This is a genomic window from Pseudomonas sp. URMO17WK12:I7 (genome assembly GCF_003269045.1).
GTDB lineage: Bacteria > Pseudomonadota > Gammaproteobacteria > Pseudomonadales > Pseudomonadaceae > Aquipseudomonas > Aquipseudomonas putida_J.
The window spans coordinates 18,318-38,820 of record NZ_QLTL01000009.1; the positions used below are offsets into that span (position 1 = coordinate 18,318).

A 20,503-nucleotide genomic window follows, 5' to 3' on the forward strand; every position below is an offset into this window, starting at 1 on the left:
CGGTTTGTCTGCTGCGCGGCCAACGAATACCGCTGTTCTGCGACAACAGCCCACCCGAAGCTGAAACCAGTGGCAATTATGCACTGGGCCTTGAACATGAAACGAACTCTCGCAGCCATTTGCTGCTCGAATTTCTCAAGAGCCGCTTGCGCTCGGTTCCACCCAGGTGCCTGGCGCTGCGCGGTGAGCTGCGCTGGTAGTAAGCGCACCAACCTTCAGCGTGCTAGATTTCTCCATTGATGACATTCAAGGACCTGCATGAACGCCAACACCCAAGCTTCCTGTGACGAGCTGCTGCTGGACAACCAGGTCTGCTTCGCCCTGCACTCCACCTCGTTGCTGATGACCAAGGTCTACAAGCCGCTGCTGCAAGCGCTGGGCCTGACTTACCCGCAGTACTTGGCAATGCTCGTACTGTGGGAGCAGGACGGCCTCACTGTCGGTGAAATCAGCCAGCACCTGCTGACCGACCCTGGCTCGCTCACGCCCCTGCTCAAGCGCCTGGAAAGCGAAGGCCTGCTACAGCGCAACCGCAGCCGCGAAGATGAGCGGGTGGTACTGGTGCAACTGACCGACAAGGGCCGCGCCTTGCAGCAGCAAGCCCGGGAAGTGCCGCAGTGCATCCTCAAGGCCAGCGGCCGCAGCCTCGAACGCCTGCAACAGCTGCAGGCCGACCTGCTGGAACTGCGCGACAGCCTGCAAAAAAATCTCTGACGGCTACGCTGTGTGATGCCCGTTCGGATGAGCGGTGAATATTTATCTTGCGCGCTAACTAATTGCGCGCTAATTTAAATCCCGTACCCACACGACGCCACCTGATCACCAGGGGCGCGCAGCACACTAGCGAGGCTCAAGATGCAAAAGGTCACTCCGCTGTACATCGCAGAAGCCACCTCCACCGGGGGTCGCGACGGCAAATCCCGCTCCAACGACGGCAAGCTGGAAGTCAAGCTGAGCACCCCCAAGGAACTGGGTGGCGCAGGTGGTGACGGCACCAACCCTGAGCAGATGTTCGCCGCCGGCTACTCGGCCTGCTTCATCGGCGCGCTGAAATTCGTCGCCGGCCAGGAAAAGAAAGCCCTGCCTGCGGATGCCTCGATCACCGCCAAGGTCGGTATCGGCCAGATCCCCGGTGGCTTCGGCCTGGATATCGACCTGCACATCAACCTGCCGGGCCTGGCCCAGGCCGACGCCGAAGGGCTGGTGGAAAAGGCCCACAAGGTCTGCCCGTACTCCAACGCCACCCGCGGCAATGTAGACGTCCGGTTGCACGTGACTGTCTGAAGCCCACGGTCCCTGTAGGAGCGGCCTTGTGTCGCGAAGGGGTGCGAAGCGCCCCCAAGATCTCGCTTACGTCGCAGTATCGCTGGGACCGCGCTGCGGTCCTTTCGCGACACAAGGCCGCTCCTACAAAAAACGCGTACATTTCTGGACACATAAAAAAACCCGGCCAAGGCCGGGTTTTTTGCGTTTCGCAAGAAGGATTACTTCTTGGAGCGGCCTTTGAAGCTGTTGTCGCGAGTGTCGATGTCGATCCACTCGTCGATAGCGATGAAGTCGGCAACCTGGATCTCGGTACCGTTTGCCAGCTTGGCAGGCTTCATGACCTTACCGGAAGTGTCGCCACGAGCAGCGTTCTCGGTGTAGACAACCTTACGGCTGATGGTGGTCGGCAGTTCAACCGATACCAGACGGCCTTCGAAGAATACGGCTTCGCAGACGTCTTCCATGCCTTCTTCGATGTACGGCAGAACAGCTTCGATGTCCTCGGCGTTCAGTTCGTACATGGTGTAGTCGGTGGTGTCCATGAAGGTGTATTCGTCACCATTGATGAACGACAGGGTCGCTTCTTTGCGATCCAGGATCACGTCGTCCAGCTTGTCGTCTGCACCATAGACGGTTTCGGTCTTGTAGCCGGTCAGCAGGTTCTTCAGCTTGGTCTTCATGATCGCGCTGTTACGGCCCGACTTGGTGAACTCAGCCTTCTGAACCAACCACGGATCGTTATCGATGCGCAGAACGGTACCGGGTTTGATTTCTTTACCAGTTTTCATTGCAAAATATCCGAATCTGGATGGATTTATAAAAATCGAGGCCGCGTATCATAGCGAATTTCGGTAAAAGTGTACTAGCGCTGCGGCAAGGTCCGGCCGAGCGGCCTGAGTCGCGGCCCAATCAGCGGCGTGCTGCTGCAGTTCTGCCCAGTGTTTGCGGGCACCTTGCCAGGCCGCGTGCATGTCGCGGTCCATGTTCCAGGCACGCCACAAGGCCATCAACGCCTCGCAGGCGGGGTCCGACAGGCCCTGTCGATAATGGCCGAGGAAGGCTTCGAGCTTTTCCCAGTGGGCATTCTCGTCCTGCACATAGATGTGCCACAGCATCGGCCGGCCGGCCCATTGGGCGCGCACGAACGAATCTTCCCCCCGCACTGCGTTGAAATCGCAGCTCCACAGCAGGCGATCATAATCGTCCTGGCTGACGAACGGCAGGATCTGTACGGTCAACGTGCCGCGCGTGTGCACATCGCCGGCCTGTAGGTGCTGCTCCCCCAGCCAGGCACCCAGGTCGCCGAGAATGCGCCCTTGCGGGACCAGCAGGTGGACCGGGTCGGCATCTTCGACCAGCGCATCGAGCCACCGGCCCAGTTGCCCGTTTTCGTAGGCGAACAGCGACATCAGCAGCGCACCGGGCTGCGGATGCACACCCAGGCCCTGCAGGAACGCCGCGCGCGCCTCGGCCGATTGCTCGAACGCCTGCCGGCGCGGCAGCAAGCTGGCCTCGCGCAGCAGCCCGCCGGTCCTGGCCGTGAACCCCGGGAAGAAAAACACCTTGCGCAGGCCATTGGGCTGGGGCGATGGCAAGCCATGGCAACCTTCCACCCAGTCCTCGGCACTGAGGTACTCCAGGTTCAGCCACAGCACCGGCACCGCGCGTGCGCGCATCGCTTCGACGTAGGCAGCCGGCAACTGACAGGCAAAGGCACCGATCACCACATCCGCAGGCGCCGCGGGCTGCCATTCGGCGGGCCAGGCGCGCACATCGACACCCTGTTGCCATTGCTGCGCGGCAGCGGCATCGGCGCCCGGGCACAGCGGCACGAAGGCATTCAGGTCGTCCACCCACAGGCGCACCGCCAGGTCGTGCTCGGCCACCAGTTGCCGGGCCAGGCGCCAGGTCACGCCGATATCGCCATAGTTGTCGACGACGCTGCAGAAAATGTCCCAGGTGGTTTTCATGTGCCCTGCCTCGCCCTGCGCAAAACCGCGAATTCTGCGGATAAATTGTCGCCGACAAAAGCACCGCACGGAAAAAAGCGCCAGCGCCATGCGACAATGGCCCCCCTCGCCCGCCCTGCCAGGAGGCCACCATGCCCCGCCCCCGTGAACTAAAGATCACCCTGCAACCGCTGCAACTGGTTTTATGCATAGCCTTAGGCCTATGGCTCGGCGCCCTGGCAATTGGCCTGAGCCTGTGGCTGGCCCTGGGCCTGTGGCCCGAACGGCTTGAGCCCGAACTGCCGCCAGCTGTCTTCCGCGAGCCGGCACCTGCAACGGCGCCCGCGCAACCGGCGCACGCGCAGGACGAAATGTTCGAGCGCTACAAGGATACCCTGCGCAAACAGGAAGCCCAGCAGGCCGCCGAAGCCGCCCAAGGCAACCCGCGCAACCTCGGCAGCCCCAAGTGCCAGTTCTGGCTTGCGCAGAACCGCACCGCGCCGACCGACAAGAGCCAGGCCAACGTTCTGGAGTTCTGTTACTGACCATGGACAAGGCCTTCCTGCTAAGCCGCATCGTCACGGCCCTGGAAACCGACATGGAGGTACTGCGCCGTGCGGCGCAGACCGCCTACGAGGCGGCCACCGCCGAAGAGAACATCGCCGAGAACAAGTACGACACCCTGGGGCTGGAGGCGTCGTACCTGGCCACCGGGCAGGCGCGGCGCACGGCTGAAATTCGCCAGGCGCTGCTGACTTACCAGCAATTGCTGTTGCGCAATTACGACCCGGCGCGAGGGGTGCAGGTGAGCAACCTGATTACCCTGGAAGATGAACACGGCGGGCAGCGCCTGCTGTTCCTCGGGCCTGAGGCGGCGGGGTTGAAGATTGGCGAGGGGGATGAGTTGGTGACCGTGATCACCCCTCGCTCGCCGTTAGGGCAGCAACTGGCGGGCAAGAAGACCGATGACGAGGTGAGCCTGGGCTCGCAACTGTTCTACATCATTGATGTTGCCTGACAGGGCCCTTGCGCGGGCAAGCCCGCCCCCACCGGTTCATCACCGCCCCTGAGCACAGCGCCGTACCTGTAGGAGCGGGTTTACCCGCGAAGAGGCCAGGTCAGGCGACAGATTTCTAAGCCAAGGCATCGAAGCGCTCCGCCAACCTCCGTTCGGCAAACTGCTCCACCACAAAATCGATGAACGCCCGGGTCTTGCCCGGCAACAGCTTGTGCTCGGCGTAATACAAGCTGATATGCCCATCATCCACATACCAGTCCGGCAGCACCCGCTGCAGCTGCCCCGCCTCCAGATAAGGCACGGCGAACGGCAAGCTGACCAAGGCAATCCCCAAGCCCTGCTGCGCCACTGCACATGCCGCATCCGAATCGCTCATGGTCATTGCCTGGCGCAGCATCAACGGCTGCTGCGCCTGCCAGCGACTGGTCAATGGCCAGGAACGGACCCGCCCGGTCTGCGGCGAGCGGATCAGAATCCCGTCATGGCCCTGCAACACCTGCGGGTCTTCGATGGCGGCATGCCGACTCAGGTACGTGGGCGCCGCCACCAGCACCCGATGCGCCGGGGTCAACTTGCGTGCCACAACCCCAAGCGGGAGCTCGAAACCACCCCCAATGGCCGCATCGAAGCCCTGGCCGATCAGGTCGACCTGGCGGTTATCGAAATGCCAGTCGGGGGTAATCGCCGGGTAACGGCGCAGAAACTCACCCAGCAGTGGCAGCACGTACAGGCGACCGAACACGGTGCCCATGCTCACCCGCAGCAGCCCGGCCGGCTGGCCCTCGGCGCTGGCCAGGTTGGCCACGGCGTACTGGATGGTCCGAAAACTGTCGCTCACCTCGCCAAGAAAACGCTGCCCCGCCTCGGTCAAGGTCAGCTTGCGCGTACTACGCTGGAACAGCCGCACCCCAAGGCGCGCTTCCAGCTGGGCGACGTGCTTGCCCACTGCTGCCGGGGTGATGCTCAGGCGCCGGGCTGCCTCGGCGAAACTGCCCACCTCGGCGCTTCGGATGAAGCATTCGAGGGCGTTGAAAGACTCCATGGCCATGATTGCCAACCAAAGGTTTACTCTGCTGATAGTGATTGCCATCTTATCAGCAGGTAATCATCGGTCGATACTGCGTCCATCCAAGGCATCCGGCCTTGCTTCCAGCAGGAGATCAGCATGTCCAAGCAACTTACCCTCGAAGGCAAAGTCGCCTTTGTCCAAGGCGGCTCACGCGGTATCGGTGCGGCCATCGTGCGGCGCCTGGCCCGCGAAGGTGCCCACGTGGCCTTCACTTACATCAGCTCCGCCGGCCCGGCCGAAGCGCTGGCCGAAGAGGTCAAGGCGGCTGGCGGCCAGGCCCTGGCCCTGCGCGCCGACAGCGCCGACGCCGCCGCACTGCAACTGGCGGTGGACGATGCCGTGAAGGCATTCGGTCGCCTCGATATCCTGGTCAACAACGCCGGCGTGCTGGCCGTGGCGCCGCTCGCGGAGTTCGACCTCGCCGACTTCGACCGCACGCTGGCAATCAACGTGCGCAGCGTGTTCGTCGCCAGCCAGGCGGCTGCGCGCTACATGGGCCAGGGCGGGCGCATCATCAACATCGGCAGCACCAACGCCGAACGCATGCCATTCGCCGGTGGCGCCCCGTATGCCATGAGCAAGTCGGCGCTGGTCGGCCTGACCAAGGGCATGGCCCGTGACCTGGGGCCGCAGGGCATTACCGTGAACAACGTGCAGCCGGGGCCGGTGGACACCGACATGAACCCGGCCAGTGGCGAGTTCGCCGATAGCCTCATACCGCTGATGGCGATCGGGCGGTATGGGCAGGCCGATGAGATTGCCAGCTTCGTCGCCTACCTCGCGGGGCACGAGGCTGGCTACATCACTGGCGCCAGCCTGACCGCCGATGGTGGCTTTGCCGCCTGATAAACTGGGGGCCTTGCGCCCCCAGATTGCCATTGAACATGAGAGCCCCATGAGATCCCCAACGCTCAGCCGCGCCCTGGTCTTGCTGATGGCCACCGCCACCGGCCTGGCCGTGGCCAGCAACTACTACGCCCAACCGCTGCTGCACAGCATCGCCCAACAGTTCGGCCTGAGTACCGCCAGCGCCGGCAGCATCGTCATCGCCGCGCAGCTGAGCTATGGCGCCGGCCTGTTGCTGCTGGCACCACTGGGCGACCTGTTCGAGCAGCGCCGGCTGATCGTGGTGATGACAGCCATTTCCACCCTGGGCCTGGTGATCAGCGCCTGCTCCCCGAGCCTGCCCTGGTTGCTGCTCGGCACCGCGCTCACCGGCCTGTTCTCGGTGGTGGCGCAGATCCTCGTGCCGCTGGCCGCCACCCTGAGCGAGCCGCACCAGCGCGGCCGCGCGGTGGGCACCTTGATGAGCGGGTTGCTGCTGGGCATCCTGCTGGCACGCACCGCAGCTGGCTTCATGGCCGAGCTGGGCGGCTGGCGCAGCATCTATGTGCTGGCCGCAGTGCTGATGGCGCTTGCGGCGCTGGCGCTGTACCGCAACCTGCCCGAGCACAACAGCCATGCCGGTTTGAAGTACCCGGCGCTGATCGGCTCGGTGTTCCGCCTGTTCATCGAAGAGCCCGTGCTGCGCCTGCGCTCGCTGCTAGGCCTGCTGGCGTTCAGCCTGTTCGCGCTGTTCTGGACGCCGCTGGCATTCCTGCTGGCGCGCGAGCCCTACCACTACTCCGATGCCGCCATCGGGCTGTTCGGCCTGGCCGGCGCGGCTGGCGCACTGGCGGCCAACTGGGCCGGGCGCCTGGCCGACCGTGGCCACGGCTCGCTGGGCACCACCGTTGGGCTGGTGGCGCTGCTGTTGTCATGGGTCCCGCTGGGCTTTGCCGAACACTCGCTGCCGGCCTTGCTGGCAGGGGTGCTGGTGCTGGACCTGGCCGTGCAGCTGGTGCACGTGAGCAACCAGAATGCGGTGATCGCGTTGCGACCTGAAGCACGTACGCGATTGAATGCCGGCTACATCACCTGTTACTTCATTGGCGGTGCGCTAGGCTCGTTGCTGGGCACGCAGCTGTTCCAGCGGCAAGGGTGGATGGGCATCGTGGTGGCAGGCCTGGTGATCGGCACGCTGGCACTGGTGGTATGGGGCGTGGCGCAGCGCAAGGCCGCCGCGCAGCTAGCCTGAAGCCACCATCGAGTGCGACAAACCGGCGCATTACCCTCCGTCGCCTGGCCGTTGACTTGCCTGCCCCGGCGGCGCTCAGTAGGCGCTGGTCAAGGACCTTTCACTGACAGGACGAACCCATGACAAGACTCACGGTGCAATCCGGCGATTTCTTGCAAGGTGAAGGCGAGTTTCGCAATGGATCGCTTACTCTCAAGACCCCGCGCAGCCCTTCACCCGGCGAACGCATTTCACTCGCGCGCATCGCTGACCTGCGCCTGGCCAGCCTGGAATCCAGCCGCAGCCTCGGTACTGCGCTCGGCTGGGGCGTTGCCGGGGCACTGGTGGCTGGCCCCGTGGGCTTGCTTGCCGGGCTCTGGCTGGGCGGCAAAGAGGAAGAAGCCACCTTCCTGGCCACCTTCAAGGATGGCCGCAAGCTGATGGCCATCACCGACGGCAGGACCTGGTCAAAGATCGACGACACCTGGCGCCAGCATCGCCGCCCGGCACCTGCCGATTGAGCCCCAGCGGGGCATGGCCCTGCTAAGATAGCGGCCCTTTTTTCGCCTGTTCCGGCCCTTTCGCGGCAAGCCCGCTGCCACGGGTATTGCACTGCTCTCGTGGGCAGTGCAATACCCGTGGGAGCGGGCTTGCCCGCGAAAAGGCCTGCGCAGTACTTGCCCCAAGGACGCCCCCGCATGCCCCTGCTTCGCCCTCACCTGCCCCTGAGCCTGCTCAGCCTGGGCCTGGCCCTGCACAGCCCCCAGGGCCTGGCCGAGAACAGCCTCGAACTGGCCCCGGTGCAAGTGTCCGAAACCTACGGCGATGAGGGCTACCAGGTGCGCGAGGCTTCGGTCGGCGGCTTCCAGCCCGCACCGCTGCTCGACACCCCGGCCTCGGTCAGCGTGTTCAGCCAGCAACTGCTGGAAGACCGCCAGGTCCGCTTGCTCAGCGAAGTACTACAAAGCGATGCCTCGGTGGGCGAAAGCTATGCCCCGATCGGCTACTACGAAAACTTCAACGTGCGCGGCTTCGAGCTCAACGCCGCCAGCAGCTACCGTATCAACGGGCAGACCATCGCCGGCGAGCAGAACGTGGCGCTGGAGAACAAGCAGCAGGTCGAGTTGCTCAAGGGCTTGTCCGGCCTGCAGAGCGGCGTGTCGGAGCCGGGTGGGTTAGTCAACTATGTGACCAAGCGCGCCGCAGACGTACGCAGCGTTACGGTTTCGACCAACGCGCAAGGCGAGCGTTATCTTGCCACCGACCTCGGCGGCTGGTTCGGCAGCGAGCGCCAGTTCGGCCTGCGCGCCAACCTGGCCCACGAGGACATCCGCTCCTACGTCGACCACGCCGACGGCAAGCGCGATTTCGCCTCGTTGGCCTTCGACTGGCAGATCAGCCCCGATGCCACCTTGCAGCTGGATGCCGAGTACCAGCACCGCGAACAGCGCTCGGTGCCGGGCTACCAGCTGCTCGGCGGCAACGCACTGCCCCACGGCATCGACCCGGGCGACCGCCTGGCCTATCAGCATTGGGCCAAGCCGGTGCAGAACGACTCGCTGAACCTCGCTGGGCGCTTCGAGTACCGCTTCAACGAGGCCTGGACCGGCACCTTGAGTGCGTCGCGCAGCAAGGTGGTGATCGATGACTACAGCGCGTTCGCCTGGGGCTCTAGTGAAGGTGCGTTTTTCGGCAGTAATGGCGACTACGATATCTATGACTTCCGCAGCCCTGACGACAGGAGGCGCACAGACGAAGCACAAGCCATGCTGAGCGGGCATTTTGAAGCGCTCGGTGCAGGACACGACCTGACGTTAGGTGGCAGCGCCCAGCGTCGGACTCTAGATCAACGTCCGAGCTACATGGACTGGATTGGCAAAGGAAATATCTACACGGGTGCCCCGCTTCTGGAGCCATCTGCCAATCCCATAGAATCGAGCGAACGCCGACTGGACAGCCGCCAGTACGGCCTGATCGTCAGCGACCGCATCAGCTTCAACGAGCAATGGCAGACCGTGATTGGCGCACGCGAAGTGCGCCTGGATGAGGAGACCTGGGACGAGCGCGGCGTGGCCGGGCGGCATACCCGGCAATACCAGCTGTTGCCCAATGCCGCGCTGATCTACAAACCACGCCCCGACACCACCGTGTATGCCAGCTACGCCAAGGGGCTGTCAGCTGGCGGCACAGCGCCATGGTATGCCAGCAACGCGGCGGAAATGCTCGCCCCCACCCTCTCGCACCAGTTGGAACTCGGCATCAAGCGCGACTGGCAGGGCATGAGCTTCAGCGCCGCGCTGTTCCAGATTCGCCAGGCGTACCAATATGCACGCCCGGAAGGCGACGGCAGTTTCACCTATGTGCAGCAAGGCCAGCAGAAGAACATTGGCCTGGAACTGAGCGCCAGCGGCTGGGCAACCTCGAACCTTCAGCTTCAGGCCAGCGCCGCAGCAATTCGTGCCCGTGTGCAGGGCAGTGACACCGACGCCTATGAAGGCCATCAAGCGATCAACGTACCGCGCTTGCGCGCGGCCCTGCATGCCGAGTACAGCCTGCCGCTGCCCGGCCTGGCATTACTCGCCGGGGCACGCTACAGCGCCAGCAAGTATGCGAGCCAGGCGGGGAATGTGGAGGTGGGCGGGTATACCGTGTTCGACATCGGCAGCCGTTACCACACACGCATTGGCGGCTACGACACGACGCTGCGGCTGACAGTTGATAACGTCTTCGACAAGCGCTACTGGCGCGATGTGGGGGATTACCTGGGCGACAACTACCTGTTCCAGGGGGCGCCGCGGACTGCGCGGTTGTTGGCTTCCGTCAGTTTTTAAACCCTGGGATGAGCCGGTGGCACTTTGTGGGAGCGGCCTTGCCGGGGCGCCGGACCGGTCGGAAAGGGCTGCAGAGCAGCCCCGGCAATATCGGCAGGGATGCTGAAACCGTGGGGCCGCGTCGCGGCCCTTTCGCGACGCAAGGCCGCTCCTACAAAGGCCCAGAATGCAAAAAGCCCCCGAACTTCTCAGCTCGGGGGCTTTCGCAGAATGTGGCGGTGAAGAAGGGATTTGAACCCTTGATACGATTTCTCGTATACACACTTTCCAGGCGTGCTCCTTCGACCACTCGGACACTTCACCGTTTTCTCTTCAAGGCTTTCACCCCGTCGAGGCGCGCTAATTTAGTAGAAGAGCTTTTCTTTGGCAAGCATTTTTTTCAAATTTTTCATGCATTTAAGCCAACCCACTGAAAAACCGAGGCTGCCAGGGCAAAGCTGCCAATCTCGCCAGCGCTTTTCCCCCCTGCCAGCGCCCTACCCTCGCCGTGCAAGGCGTCGCGCCCTGGCGCTGACTGGCCGGTCAGCCTTGCTGCTTTACCTGGCCCGCCGTGCTGGGTAACGTCGTCGCCACGCCACCCAAAGGATTCCGCCATGAGCGAGCTGATTACCTACCACGCCGAAGACGGCATCGCCACCCTGACCCTGAACAACGGCAAGGTCAATGCCATCTCGCCAGACGTCATCGCAGCCTTCAATGCCGCCCTCGACCGCGCCACGCAAGAACGTGCCGTGGTGATCATCACCGGCCAGCCGGGCATCCTCTCCGGCGGTTACGACCTCAAGGTAATGACCTCCGGCCCCAAAGAAGCCGTGGCCTTGGTCACTGCCGGGTCCACCCTGGCGCGCCGCCTGCTGTCGCACCCGTTCCCGGTGATCGTCGCCTGCCCCGGCCATGCCGTGGCCAAGGGCGCCTTCCTGCTGTTGTCGGCGGATTACCGCATCGGCGTCGAAGGCCCCTACAAGATCGGCCTGAACGAAGTGCAGATCGGCATGACCATGCACCACGCAGGCATCGAACTGGCCCGCGACCGCCTGCGTCGCTCGGCCTTCCACCGCTCGGTGATCAATGCCGAAATGTTCGAGCCCAAGGACGCACTGGACGCCGGCTTCCTCGATCAGGTGGTACCGGCCGAGCAGCTGCTTGAAGTCGCCCAAGGCGTTGCCCGAGAGCTGAAGAAGCTAAACATGCTGGCGCACAAGAACACCAAGCTGAAAGTGCGCAAGGGGCTGCTGGATACCCTGGACGAAGCCATTCTGCTCGATCAGGGCCACATGGGCTGACTGCACCGACTCACACCAAGGTTTGCCCCGGCCAGTGCACAGCCGTACACTGCGCCGCGACTGTCTGGTGTGAGTCGTACCATGCTTTACTCCCTTCGCATGCTCCTGCTGGCGCTGCACTTTTTGCTGGTTGGCGCTGTTGGTTTGCTGATCGGCCTGCTGCGCCCCTTCAACCGCGACAACAGCCGCCTCTTTGCCCGCCTTTACAGCCTGCCGGCCACCTGGCTGATGCGCATCAAGGTCAAGGCTGAAGTCGGCCCCCTGTGGGACCAGCCGCCCGGCTGCGTGATCGTCGCCAATCACCAGTCCAACTTCGACCTGTTCATCCTTGGCCATGTGGTGCCGCAACGCACCGTTGCCATCGGCAAGAAGAGCCTTGGCTGGATTCCACTGTTCGGCCAGCTGTTCTGGCTCGGCGGCAATGTGCTGATCGACCGCAAGAACGCCTACCAGGCGCGCAAGGCCATGCAGACCACCACGCGCATCCTGCGTGACGACACTTCGATCTGGATCTTCCCGGAAGGCACGCGCAACCCGGCAGAACAGCTGCTGGCGTTCAAGAAAGGGGCGTTCCACATGGCCATCGAAGCCGGCGTGCCCATCGTCCCGGTGTGCGTCAGCCGCTATGCCCGGCGCCTGAGCCTCAACAGCTGGCGGCGGCGTACCGTGATCGTGCGCTCACTGCCACCGATCGCCACCAGCGGCCTCAGCCAGCAGGATGTGCCGGCACTGATCGAGCAGTGCCGCACGCAGATGCAGCAGTGCATCGACCATATGGAAGGTGAACTCGCCCAGCACTAGGTTGCTCTGCGGCCAACTACAGCCCAAGCTGTAACCCGTGTGCAACCGAAAAAGTGGATAACCATGGGTCGAGTCGTGGCATCGGCGGTGTATGCCGCTGGCAGAAAGGTCACCAACATCAGCATCGACGAAGGCAGCGAGTGGGCGCGCAAGCCGGGGCACTTCGTGTGGATTGGCCTGGAAGAACCCAATGCCGAGGAACTGGCCAACCTGCAGTGCCAGTTCAACCTGCACGAACTGGCCATCGAGGATGCGCTGGAAAAGCACAGCCGGCCCAAGCTGGAAACCTTCGGTGACGCGCTGTTCATCGTCACCTACTCGCCGGTGCGCCACGAAGGCAAGCTGGAGTTCATCGAAACCCACATCTTCGCCGGCAATGGCTACATCATCACCTGCCGCAACGGCCACTCGAAATCCTACGCACTGGTGCGCCAGCGCTGCGAGGCGCGCCCGTTGCTGCTCGAACATGGCGAAGACTTCGTCCTGTACGCCCTGCTCGACTTCGTCACCGAGAACTACCAGCCGGTCAGCGAGGCCATTCATGGTGAAATCGAGGAGCTGGAGCAGAGCGTACTGAGCAACTCGTTGCAGGAAGAGGACATTCAGCGCCTGCACAGCCTGCGCCGCGATATCCTGCGCCTGCGCCGCTACGTGGCACCGATGGTGGAAGTCAGCGAGGAACTGCAGCGCTTGAGCTTCCCGTTCATCGACAAGAACATGCGCCCGTATTTCCGTGATGTGCAGATCCACGTCACGCGGCAGATGGAGGACCTGGCCGGGATCCGCGACATTGCCAGCCAGACCATCGAGATCGGCATGCTGCTGGAGTCGTCACGGCAGAGCATCGTACAGCGCAAGTTTGCCGCCTGGGCAGCGATCCTGGCCTTCCCCACGGCGATTGCCGGCATCTACGGGATGAACTTCCAGAACATGCCGGAACTGGGGTGGCACTATGGCTACTTCGGGGTGCTGGGTGTGATCGTGCTGGGGTGTACCGGGCTCTTTGCCAGCTTCAAGAAATCCGGCTGGCTTTAGTTTGCCGGGGGCGCTTGCGCCCCCAGCTATTGATCAGGCGGCGCTGTCGCTGGCCTTGGCCGGCTGCTGAATGAAGCGCATCATCCACTCGCCTACCAGGTCGCCCTGGTGCTCGGTGGCCAGGCTGGCAATGGCCTTGTGGTACACCTCGTCACCCAGGTATTCCTGACGCGCATCGAGCAGCGCCCGCGAGTAGTCATGAACGAACTCTGGGTGGCCCTGGAAGCACAGCACCTGGTCACGGATGTGGTACGCCGCATTCGGGCAGAAGTCGCTGGAGGCAATCACCGTGGCGCCTTCGGGCAGCTCGGTGACCTGGTCCTGGTGGCTGATCAGCAAGGTCAGCTCGGAAACCTCCGGGTCCATCCACGGCGCATGCGCCGCCAGCGAATAGCGGTGAACACCTACGCCCCAACCTTTGTCGGCGCGCTCAGCCTTGCCACCCAGGGTCAGCGCCAGCAACTGATGACCAAAGCACACACCCAGCAGCTTCTCGCCCCGCTCGTAGAGTTTGAGCAGGTAAGCCTTGAGCGTCTGGATCCATGGATCGCTGCCGAACGAATCAGCCTTGCTGCCCGTGACCAGATAGGCATCGAAGCGTTCGCCGTCGGGCGGGTAGTCGCCGTTCATCACGTTGTAGACGCGAAACTCGGCTGCGATCGGCTGACGCGAGAAGAGCTGCTCGAACATCCTTCCGTAGCCCTGGTACTGCGCGGTCAACTCCGGTCGCAGGACATCGGTTTCAAGGATGCAGATGCGTAACGACATAGGGATAGTCCTGAACGACATGGGTGGGAATCTCTTGTAGAGACTGCCGCGAAAGCCACGTACAAGCAAGTAGGCTGCACTGACGAACGGTCACATTGTGTCGGAGAGACGCTGGTGGATACGCGGCTGTCTAGGCGGAGCTTGCCAGCGTTATGGCCACTGGCCTCATAGCGAATGGTGCTTGATCAGTTATCCGCTTAGAACAAAGGGTTCTCAATAATGGATAACGCTCGGCCTGCGGGTGGTTTATATCCACATACATGAGGCAAGCAGACCCGACAAGGAAGCCACCGGGTATTCAGGAATAACAACAAGAAGGCGGTCCGCCATGTTCAGACAATCGAAACTTCGCCAAGCCGGGCTTATTCTCTTCGCCACGACTTTGCTGCTTATTCTTCCCAACCTCACGCGGTTGTTCGGCTGACAGCGCCAATGCTTCGCTTGGGTTAATCTTCCGGCTTTATGGTCGGAGATTGCCCATGCGCCATGGCCTTGCCGCGCTAGCCCTGTTGTTGAGCCTGCCGCTATCGGCGGCGCAGTTGCACCTGGAGCTGGGCGACAGCGCCCGGCAGTGGTCCACTGAAGAACTGCTCAAGCACCCTCAGGCCCGCGACATCGATATCGAACAGGACGTTTCCTATAAGCGGCCCATGCATTTTCGCGCCGTGCCTTTGGCAACCCTGCTGGAAGGGGTCATGGCCGATGACCATCTGCAGGCAGTGGCGCTGGATGGCTTTGCCGCCGAAATGCCGGCCGGGCCGTTGCTGCAAGAAGGCCCGGCACGCGCCTGGCTGGCCGTCGAAGACCCAGCCAGGCCGTGGCCGGCGCTGGGCAACGGCAAACCCAGCGCAGGGCCGTTCTACCTGGTCTGGAGCAACCCACAGGCAAGCGGCATCCGCCCCGAGCAATGGCCCTTCCAGGTCGCCACGATCCGCCGACTGGCGCCGGTAGAACAGCGTTTTCCGGCGCTGCTGCCCGACCCCAGGCTGCCGGCCAATGACCCGGTGCGCCAGGGCTTTGCCCTGTTCCAGCAGAATTGCCTGGCGTGCCATCGGCTCAATGGCGCAGGGGATGCGCAGTTCGGGCCGGACTTGAACGTGCCGCACAACCCGACCGAGTATTTCCGGCCTGAATACCTGCGCAAGTACATTCGAGACCCGCAGAGCTTGCGGCAATGGCCGCAGGCGCGGATGCCGGGGTTTGCCGAGAGTGTGCTGAGTGAACAGGAGCTGGATGAGCTGCTCGCTTATCTGGCGCATATGGCCGGGCGCAAGCTTTGAGATGGTTGGGGCTGGTGCGCAGCCCATCGCAGGCAAGCAAGCTCCCACAGGGGCATTGCAAGCCCTGAGTGCTGTAGAAATCCTGTGGGAGCTGGCTTGCCTGCAATGGGCCGCAGAGCGGCCCCAAAATCTCAGGCGATTGGCCTTTCCTGCTTGACGCCCCACCCTTCGACTTCGCCGCCATAGGGTGACACGACCTGCTCGAAAGCCTCCTCGAAGTCACCAATCCCACCGTAGGTGGCATACATGACCTTGCTCAGTTCCAGGTGCCAAGCACCATCGTCCCGTTCACGCACCTGAGCATTCAACGATTCGCCACGAAACTGCCCGGCTGCCCTTCGCGCGCCGGCTTCATCTGGAAATACCGCATAGAACTCGATGGGGTGGATGCGGGTGAAGTCGAAACCGCCAGCTTTCATCTGGCGCAGGACATTACTGCTGATATCGTCGTTCAGGCTGCTCATGAATCGTCCTCCCGAATAATGCGATGGATAGACTTTCCGTGCACTACGCACCTGCCGGCACTGCCAGCAGATCGAGCTGATGCAAGACGCGAATTGAATGGATGCAGGCCCGCAGAAAAGGCCGGCACCTCCCACCAGCGTAGTGCCTGCGCAGGCACCACGCCAACCTGTGATCAAGGCGCTTCGTGGATGCTGGTGATGATCACGCCGTTCTGCTCTTTGAGCCAGCGTGCGGTAGGGGATGGGGCGCGGTCCTGGAAGTCGTTGAGGTCCAGCTCATCCATGACCGGAAACAGGTGCGAACGAATGGCACGGGCCGCCTCTTCCTCGCTGGGGCACTGTTCACCGTGCAGCAGCAAAGTGGTTGGCTCGCCTTTCTGGTCGGCAAAGATGACTTCCCACTCTTTCATTGAATTGCCCTCAGTCAAAGAAGACCCGGTCAGTGACGCCTGTAGATGCAGACCTTGGACCTGGCGATTCGTTCCTGCAACAGAACGGGCCGCAATGCGGCCCGTTCTGTCTGGTGCTGGCTGTTTAGTGGTTACTTCTTGGGCGTGCCGTGAACCACACCAGCCGTGTTGTCCAGCAAGCTCTTGGTCGCCGTCTGGATGAAGGCTTCGAGCTGCTGCAGCATCTGCGGCTGCTCAGGGCTTTCGATCAGCTCGGCCTTGAACTCGCTGCCCAGCTGGTAGCGGTACATGCGCGGACTCATGTCCTTGGACTCGATGAGCAAGTGATCGCCCTTGACCAGGCCGACGATCTGCTCGCTGCCCGACGGTTTGATCATGCCCATGCCCGGGTCGCCCTCAGGCAGGTTGAGCAGGTCGCGGCCCCAGCACTGGTGACGGGTCTCGCCGCCCAGGCGGCCCATGATGGTCGGCACGATGTCGACCTGGGTACCCACGGTGTGGCTGACCGCACCGAACTTCTCCTGGATGCCCGGGGCAATCAGCAGCAGCGGCACGTTGAAGCGGCCCAGGTCCAGCTCGGTGACCTGCTGGTGGTTGCCGAAGCCGTGGTCGCCGACGATGACGAACAGGGTCTCCTTGAAGTACGGTTCTTTACGCGCCTTCTCGAAGAACTGGCCCAGCGCCCAATCGGAGTAGCGCATGGCGGTCAGGTGCTCGTCCAGGCGGCCCTGACCCGTGACTTTCTCGACCGGCAGGTTGGCAGGCAACGCGTACGGGGTGTGGTTGGACAGGGTCTGCAGCAGCGCGTAGATCGGCTTCTTGCCGTCGTGCTTGGCCAGTTCCTCGTTGCCGCGGTCGAACATGTCCTGGTCGGACACGCCCCAGGTCGGGTCGGAGAATACCGGGTTGACGAAGTCGTTACGGCCGATGAAGGTGGTCATGCCCTGGTTGCCGAAGAAACCGGACTGGTTGTCCCAGGCGAAATCGCCGTTGTAGACATAGACGTCGTCGTAGTCGCGGGCACTGAGCAGCGCCGGCAGGCCCGACAGCTTGTGGCCGCCTTCAGGGGTCTGCATCAGGTACTCGAAGCCTGGCAGGTTGGGGAAGCAGGCCATGGTGGCGAACATGCCCTGATGGGTATGGGTGCCATTGGAGAAGAAGCGGTCGAACAGCAGGCCTTCTTTGGCCAGCTTGTCGAAGTACGGGGTGATGTTGTTCGGGCTGCCCAGGGCGCCTACCGAGTGGCCGGCGAAGCTTTCCATGAGGATCACCACGACGTTCTTGATCGGCAGGGTGCGGTCGGCCGGCGGCACGAAATCGCGGCGCACGGCAGCCTCGTCGGCATCGACCAAGGTGTCATTGGCGGTCAGCAGCTGCTTGCGCACGGTCTCGGTGGCAAGCTCCTGTTTGAGCACCGGCTTCCAGATATTGGCGCGGTCTTCGCCGAAGCGGCTCTTGGCGGCATCGATCAAGGTCAGGGTGCCGTTCAGGCCCAACTGGTTGACGAAGTTGGAGTCGGTGGTGAAAGCATCACCCCAACGCATCGGCGGGCCCTGGCGCAGGGTGCCGCGGGCGGCGACCACGGCTACCAGCAGGACCACCATGAACACCGCCAGGCGGTTGTACCACGGCGCCACGCGCTGCTCGCCGGTACCGCGGGTCAGGCGGTCGATACCCTTGAACAGCAGGCTCAGCAGCCAGGTGCCGAAGGCCCAGGCCAGCAGGTAGCGCACCACCGGGAAGCCGTACCAGAGCATGCTCAGCACGGTCTTCGGGTCTTCCTTGATGTACTGGAAGACCAGGCCGTTGAGGCGCTGGTGGAACTCACGGTAGAAGTCCATCTCCATCAGGCCGAGGAACATCACCACGCTCGAGGTGAGGGTCAGCCAGAAGCGGAACAGCCCGCGCCGAGCCATGAGCCAGGGACTCAGCATGGCCAGCAGCAGAGGAATGCTCAGGTACACCACCACCCGCAGGTCGAAGCGCAAACCGTTGAGGAAGCCTTCGGCGACGGTCGAGTAAGGGGTGTCGCCGATCATGTCGCTGTTGTAGACCAGCAGCGCCAGGCGCACCAGGCTGAGCATCAACATGATCACCAGGCCGCTGAGCAGCGTGTAGGCCAGGTGCGATTTCAAGGTCGGCGTGAAAGCTCGCGCGCCCTGTTGCTTCAAGGCATCCGTGTTAGCCATGAATGGGAAAGTCCTAGGATTGCGGTTTGCGGAGATGGCGATGGGGCTGGCCCAACGCAGCATTATGCGGGTGCGGATTCTGTTTAAACCAATGTGAAAATTTTGTCACGACCCTGTTGCTGATTTTGTCTGGGACGCGGCTTTCATATGCGGACATTGCCCCGCGGCCCGGCAATCGCCCAGATCACCAGGCCGATCACCGGCAGCAGGGCAATCAGCAGAATCCACAGCACCTTGATCCCCACTTCGCTACCGCTCTTGATCACGTTGAGGATCGCCCAGATATCCAGGGCAAGGATGATCAGGCCGACCAGGCCATTGAAAGTAGAGCCCATTGCCACGTTCTCCTTGAAAGGCTGTTGCTGAGCATAGTCCTCTATCAAGGCCATAGAAGGGAATCCTTGGCCTGCCACGCGGGTCACTGGATAAACTGCAACCATTCATGGATCCGAGGTTCACATGCCCCCCGCTCACAGCCAAAGCGCCAACCCACCCTCCCTGCTGAGCGCCTGGCGCCAGCAAGCGCTCAGCACGCCATGGCTCAGCGCAGGCCTGGCCGTGAGCTTGTTGGCGGTCATCGTGCTGCTGGCAGCCAGCTTCTGGAACGCCATAAACGGCGACCATGCCGACAACCTGCACCTGGCTGCGCTCGGCGGGCTTTCCGGTTTTGCCGCCACCGCTCTGGGTGCGGTACTGGCCGTGGTGCTGCGCGATGTCAGCGCGCGCAGTCAGGATGTGATGCTCGGCTTTGCCGCTGGCATGATGCTGGCTGCCAGTTCGTTTTCGCTGATTTTGCCGGGCCTGGATGCTGCCCGCGCGATCACTGGCAATGGCCCGGCGGCCGCGTTCACCGTGGTGCTGGGCATGGGCCTGGGCGTACTGCTGATGCTCGGCCTCGACCGTTTCACCCCGCACGAGCATGAAAGCACTGGCCCCTGTGGCCCGGAGGCCGAGCGCATCAACCGGGTATGGCTGTTCGTGCTGGCGATCACCTTGCACAACCTGCCCGAGGGCATGGCGATCGGCGTGAGCTTTGCCAATGGCGACATGAACATCGGCCTGCCGCTGACCAGCGCCATTGCCATCCAGGACATCCCCGAGGGCTTGGCCGTGGCCCTGGCCTTGCGGGCGACCGGGCTGTCGAACCTGAAAGCTGCGCTGGTGGCGATTGGTTCGGGGCTGATGGAACCCTTGGGCGCGGTGATCGGCCTTGGCATTTCCACCGGCTTTGCCCTGGCCTACCCGATCAGCATGGGGCTGGCGGCAGGGGCGATGATCTTCGTGGTGTCCCACGAGGTGATTCCCGAGACCCACCGTAACGGGCACCAGACATCGGCGACCCTAGGGTTGATGGGGGGGTTTGCGGTGATGATGTTTCTCGACACCGCGCTGGGCTAGGAACAATCGTTAGCCTGTACTGGCCTCTTCGCGGGTAAACCCGCTCCCACAGGGACCGCACTCTATTCGAGAGGGTGGAGATCCTGTGGGAGCGGGCTTGCCCACGAAAAAGCAAACAATGCTGTCAGATGTGAACCGCGACCTTCAGTGCCTCAAGCGCCGGCTCCACCTTGATCCCGAGCTCTGCCCCCAGCTCCAGCACCCGCGCCAGGTCGTGCTGGCCAACCATCACCATCTGCAGTTCGTCATCAAGCAGCTGGCTGAAGTTGAGCAGCACATAGCCACCGGCTTCCTTGTTCAACGCGCCCATCTGCACCTGGATGCGGTTGAGCGCGGTCAGTGGCTCGGTGCGCGCCAGCTGCTTGGGCTTGAGGGTGAACGGCACGCTCTGGTCGAACGAATCGCTGATGTGCTGGAACAGCTCCTGATAGCTGTCAGCCTGGAACACCACGGTGTCTGGCAGGCTCCCGAGCACTACCCATTCACCCAGCGGGATCGGGAAGCTGTCGTCGTAATTGATATCGGGGTTGGCGGCCAGGAAGGCGGCGGAGTCGGCGTAGGCCTGGGCGGCCTCGTCGGCGATACGCTCGATTTCCTCATCGCGCATGCAGCCGGCGCCGATAAGGCTGATGAATTCGAGCAACTGTTTTTTCATGACGGGGGCCTGCGGCGGGTGAAAAGTCGCC

Annotated in this window: 22 protein-coding genes, 1 tRNA gene and 1 pseudogene; 14 read left to right on the forward strand and 10 right to left on the reverse strand. The window is 62.9% G+C overall.

All coding sequences use genetic code 11. The features are described from left to right. Positions 1 to 5 precede the first annotated feature (5 nt). The 3 genes and pseudogenes from H040_RS27760 to H040_RS13620 form a co-directional block, all read left to right on the forward strand. Positions 6 to 200, forward strand: a pseudogene (locus tag H040_RS27760) (LysR family transcriptional regulator); the annotation flags it as partial. Positions 201 to 258: 58 nt separating this feature from the next. Next, positions 259 to 714: a MarR family winged helix-turn-helix transcriptional regulator gene (locus H040_RS13615; RefSeq protein WP_027919493.1), complete on the forward strand. Its 456-nt coding sequence runs from the start codon at positions 259 to 261 to the stop codon at positions 712 to 714. 141 nt (positions 715 to 855) lie between these two features. Beyond that, positions 856 to 1,284, forward strand: a complete 429-nt coding sequence (locus tag H040_RS13620; protein ID WP_027919494.1) for an organic hydroperoxide resistance protein — start codon at positions 856 to 858, stop codon at positions 1,282 to 1,284. A gap of 200 nt (positions 1,285 to 1,484) precedes the next feature. Here the strand turns inward: H040_RS13620 and efp are convergent, their stop codons facing one another. After that, the gene (gene efp, locus H040_RS13625; protein WP_027919495.1) at positions 1,485 to 2,054 is read right to left on the reverse strand and encodes an elongation factor P; all 570 of its coding nucleotides are present in this window, start codon (positions 2,052 to 2,054) and stop codon (positions 1,485 to 1,487) included. 48 nt (positions 2,055 to 2,102) lie between these two features. Then, positions 2,103 to 3,236 (reverse strand): elongation factor P maturation arginine rhamnosyltransferase EarP, encoded by a 1,134-nt coding sequence (earP, locus tag H040_RS13630; RefSeq protein WP_027919496.1) that lies wholly within the window; start codon positions 3,234 to 3,236, stop codon positions 2,103 to 2,105. Positions 3,237 to 3,367: 131 nt separating this feature from the next. Here earP and H040_RS13635 point away from each other — a divergent pair, with 131 nt between their 5' ends. Together H040_RS13635 and H040_RS13640 are read left to right on the forward strand one after the other, a co-directional pair. Next, on the forward strand, positions 3,368 to 3,760 hold the full coding sequence (locus tag H040_RS13635; protein WP_027919497.1) for a hypothetical protein: 393 nt from the start codon (positions 3,368 to 3,370) through the stop codon (positions 3,758 to 3,760). Between the two features lie 2 nt (positions 3,761 to 3,762). Next, positions 3,763 to 4,233, forward strand: coding sequence for a GreA/GreB family elongation factor (locus tag H040_RS13640; protein ID WP_027919498.1), 471 nt, complete (start codon positions 3,763 to 3,765; stop codon positions 4,231 to 4,233). A gap of 115 nt (positions 4,234 to 4,348) precedes the next feature. Here H040_RS13640 and H040_RS13645 read toward each other — a convergent pair whose 3' ends face one another. Then, the gene (locus H040_RS13645) at positions 4,349 to 5,281 is read right to left on the reverse strand and encodes a LysR family transcriptional regulator (RefSeq protein ID WP_027919499.1); all 933 of its coding nucleotides are present in this window, start codon (positions 5,279 to 5,281) and stop codon (positions 4,349 to 4,351) included. A gap of 117 nt (positions 5,282 to 5,398) precedes the next feature. Between H040_RS13645 and H040_RS13650 the strand changes: the two genes are divergently transcribed. The 4 genes from H040_RS13650 to H040_RS13665 all read left to right on the forward strand — a co-directional run bounded on the left by H040_RS13650 (position 5,399) and on the right by H040_RS13665 (position 10,189). After that, a complete protein-coding gene (locus H040_RS13650) occupies positions 5,399 to 6,148 on the forward strand; it encodes a 3-oxoacyl-ACP reductase family protein (protein WP_027919500.1) in 750 nt (249 codons plus the stop codon). Between the two features lie 49 nt (positions 6,149 to 6,197). Next, complete coding sequence (locus H040_RS13655; RefSeq protein ID WP_027919501.1) at positions 6,198 to 7,379, forward strand: MFS transporter; 1,182 nt, start codon at positions 6,198 to 6,200, stop codon at positions 7,377 to 7,379. Positions 7,380 to 7,498: 119 nt separating this feature from the next. Further along, positions 7,499 to 7,879 (forward strand): hypothetical protein, encoded by a 381-nt coding sequence (locus tag H040_RS13660; protein WP_027919502.1) that lies wholly within the window; start codon positions 7,499 to 7,501, stop codon positions 7,877 to 7,879. Positions 7,880 to 8,056: 177 nt separating this feature from the next. Then, positions 8,057 to 10,189, forward strand: a complete 2,133-nt coding sequence (locus H040_RS13665) for a TonB-dependent siderophore receptor (protein WP_027919503.1) — start codon at positions 8,057 to 8,059, stop codon at positions 10,187 to 10,189. A gap of 213 nt (positions 10,190 to 10,402) precedes the next feature. Here the strand turns inward: H040_RS13665 and H040_RS13670 are convergent. After that, a tRNA-Ser gene (locus H040_RS13670) sits at positions 10,403 to 10,492 on the reverse strand. 290 nt (positions 10,493 to 10,782) lie between these two features. Between H040_RS13670 and H040_RS13675 the strand changes: the two genes are divergently transcribed. The 3 genes from H040_RS13675 (at position 10,783) to H040_RS13685 (ending at position 13,308) form a co-directional block, all read left to right on the forward strand. After that, entirely contained in the window at positions 10,783 to 11,472 is a 690-nt protein-coding gene (locus H040_RS13675) for a crotonase/enoyl-CoA hydratase family protein (RefSeq protein WP_027919504.1), read from the forward strand. An 81-nt stretch (positions 11,473 to 11,553) separates the two neighbouring features. Beyond that, positions 11,554 to 12,273, forward strand: coding sequence for a lysophospholipid acyltransferase family protein (locus tag H040_RS13680; RefSeq protein ID WP_027919505.1), 720 nt, complete (start codon positions 11,554 to 11,556; stop codon positions 12,271 to 12,273). 63 nt (positions 12,274 to 12,336) lie between these two features. Next, on the forward strand, positions 12,337 to 13,308 hold the full coding sequence (locus tag H040_RS13685; protein WP_027919506.1) for a magnesium and cobalt transport protein CorA: 972 nt from the start codon (positions 12,337 to 12,339) through the stop codon (positions 13,306 to 13,308). Positions 13,309 to 13,341: 33 nt separating this feature from the next. On the opposite strand, the gene H040_RS13690 is transcribed toward H040_RS13685, so the two are convergent. After that, complete coding sequence (locus H040_RS13690) at positions 13,342 to 14,076, reverse strand: amidotransferase (protein WP_027919507.1); 735 nt, start codon at positions 14,074 to 14,076, stop codon at positions 13,342 to 13,344. 479 nt (positions 14,077 to 14,555) lie between these two features. On the opposite strand from H040_RS13690, the gene H040_RS13695 reads away from it, so the two are divergent. Continuing rightward, a complete protein-coding gene (locus H040_RS13695) occupies positions 14,556 to 15,356 on the forward strand; it encodes a c-type cytochrome (protein ID WP_027919508.1) in 801 nt (266 codons plus the stop codon). A gap of 131 nt (positions 15,357 to 15,487) precedes the next feature. Here the strand turns inward: H040_RS13695 and H040_RS13700 are convergent, their stop codons facing one another. The 4 genes from H040_RS13700 to H040_RS13715 all read right to left on the reverse strand — a co-directional run bounded on the left by H040_RS13700 (position 15,488) and on the right by H040_RS13715 (position 18,754). After that, the gene (locus H040_RS13700; RefSeq protein WP_027919509.1) at positions 15,488 to 15,820 is read right to left on the reverse strand and encodes a ribonuclease E inhibitor RraB; all 333 of its coding nucleotides are present in this window, start codon (positions 15,818 to 15,820) and stop codon (positions 15,488 to 15,490) included. A gap of 173 nt (positions 15,821 to 15,993) precedes the next feature. After that, a complete protein-coding gene (locus H040_RS13705) occupies positions 15,994 to 16,230 on the reverse strand; it encodes a hypothetical protein (RefSeq protein ID WP_027919510.1) in 237 nt (78 codons plus the stop codon). A gap of 131 nt (positions 16,231 to 16,361) precedes the next feature. Further along, positions 16,362 to 18,419, reverse strand: coding sequence for an LTA synthase family protein (locus H040_RS13710; protein WP_027919511.1), 2,058 nt, complete (start codon positions 18,417 to 18,419; stop codon positions 16,362 to 16,364). Positions 18,420 to 18,562: 143 nt separating this feature from the next. Then, positions 18,563 to 18,754: a PLDc N-terminal domain-containing protein gene (locus H040_RS13715; RefSeq protein WP_027919512.1), complete on the reverse strand. Its 192-nt coding sequence runs from the start codon at positions 18,752 to 18,754 to the stop codon at positions 18,563 to 18,565. 124 nt (positions 18,755 to 18,878) lie between these two features. Between H040_RS13715 and H040_RS13720 the strand changes: the two genes are divergently transcribed. Continuing rightward, positions 18,879 to 19,817 carry a ZIP family metal transporter gene (locus H040_RS13720; RefSeq protein ID WP_027919513.1) on the forward strand — a complete coding sequence of 313 codons (939 nt, stop codon included), beginning with the start codon at positions 18,879 to 18,881 and terminating at the stop codon, positions 19,815 to 19,817. 124 nt (positions 19,818 to 19,941) lie between these two features. Here H040_RS13720 and H040_RS13725 read toward each other — a convergent pair whose 3' ends face one another. After that, a complete protein-coding gene (locus H040_RS13725) occupies positions 19,942 to 20,472 on the reverse strand; it encodes a hypothetical protein (RefSeq protein WP_027919514.1) in 531 nt (176 codons plus the stop codon). Positions 20,473 to 20,503: the final 31 nt, after the last annotated feature.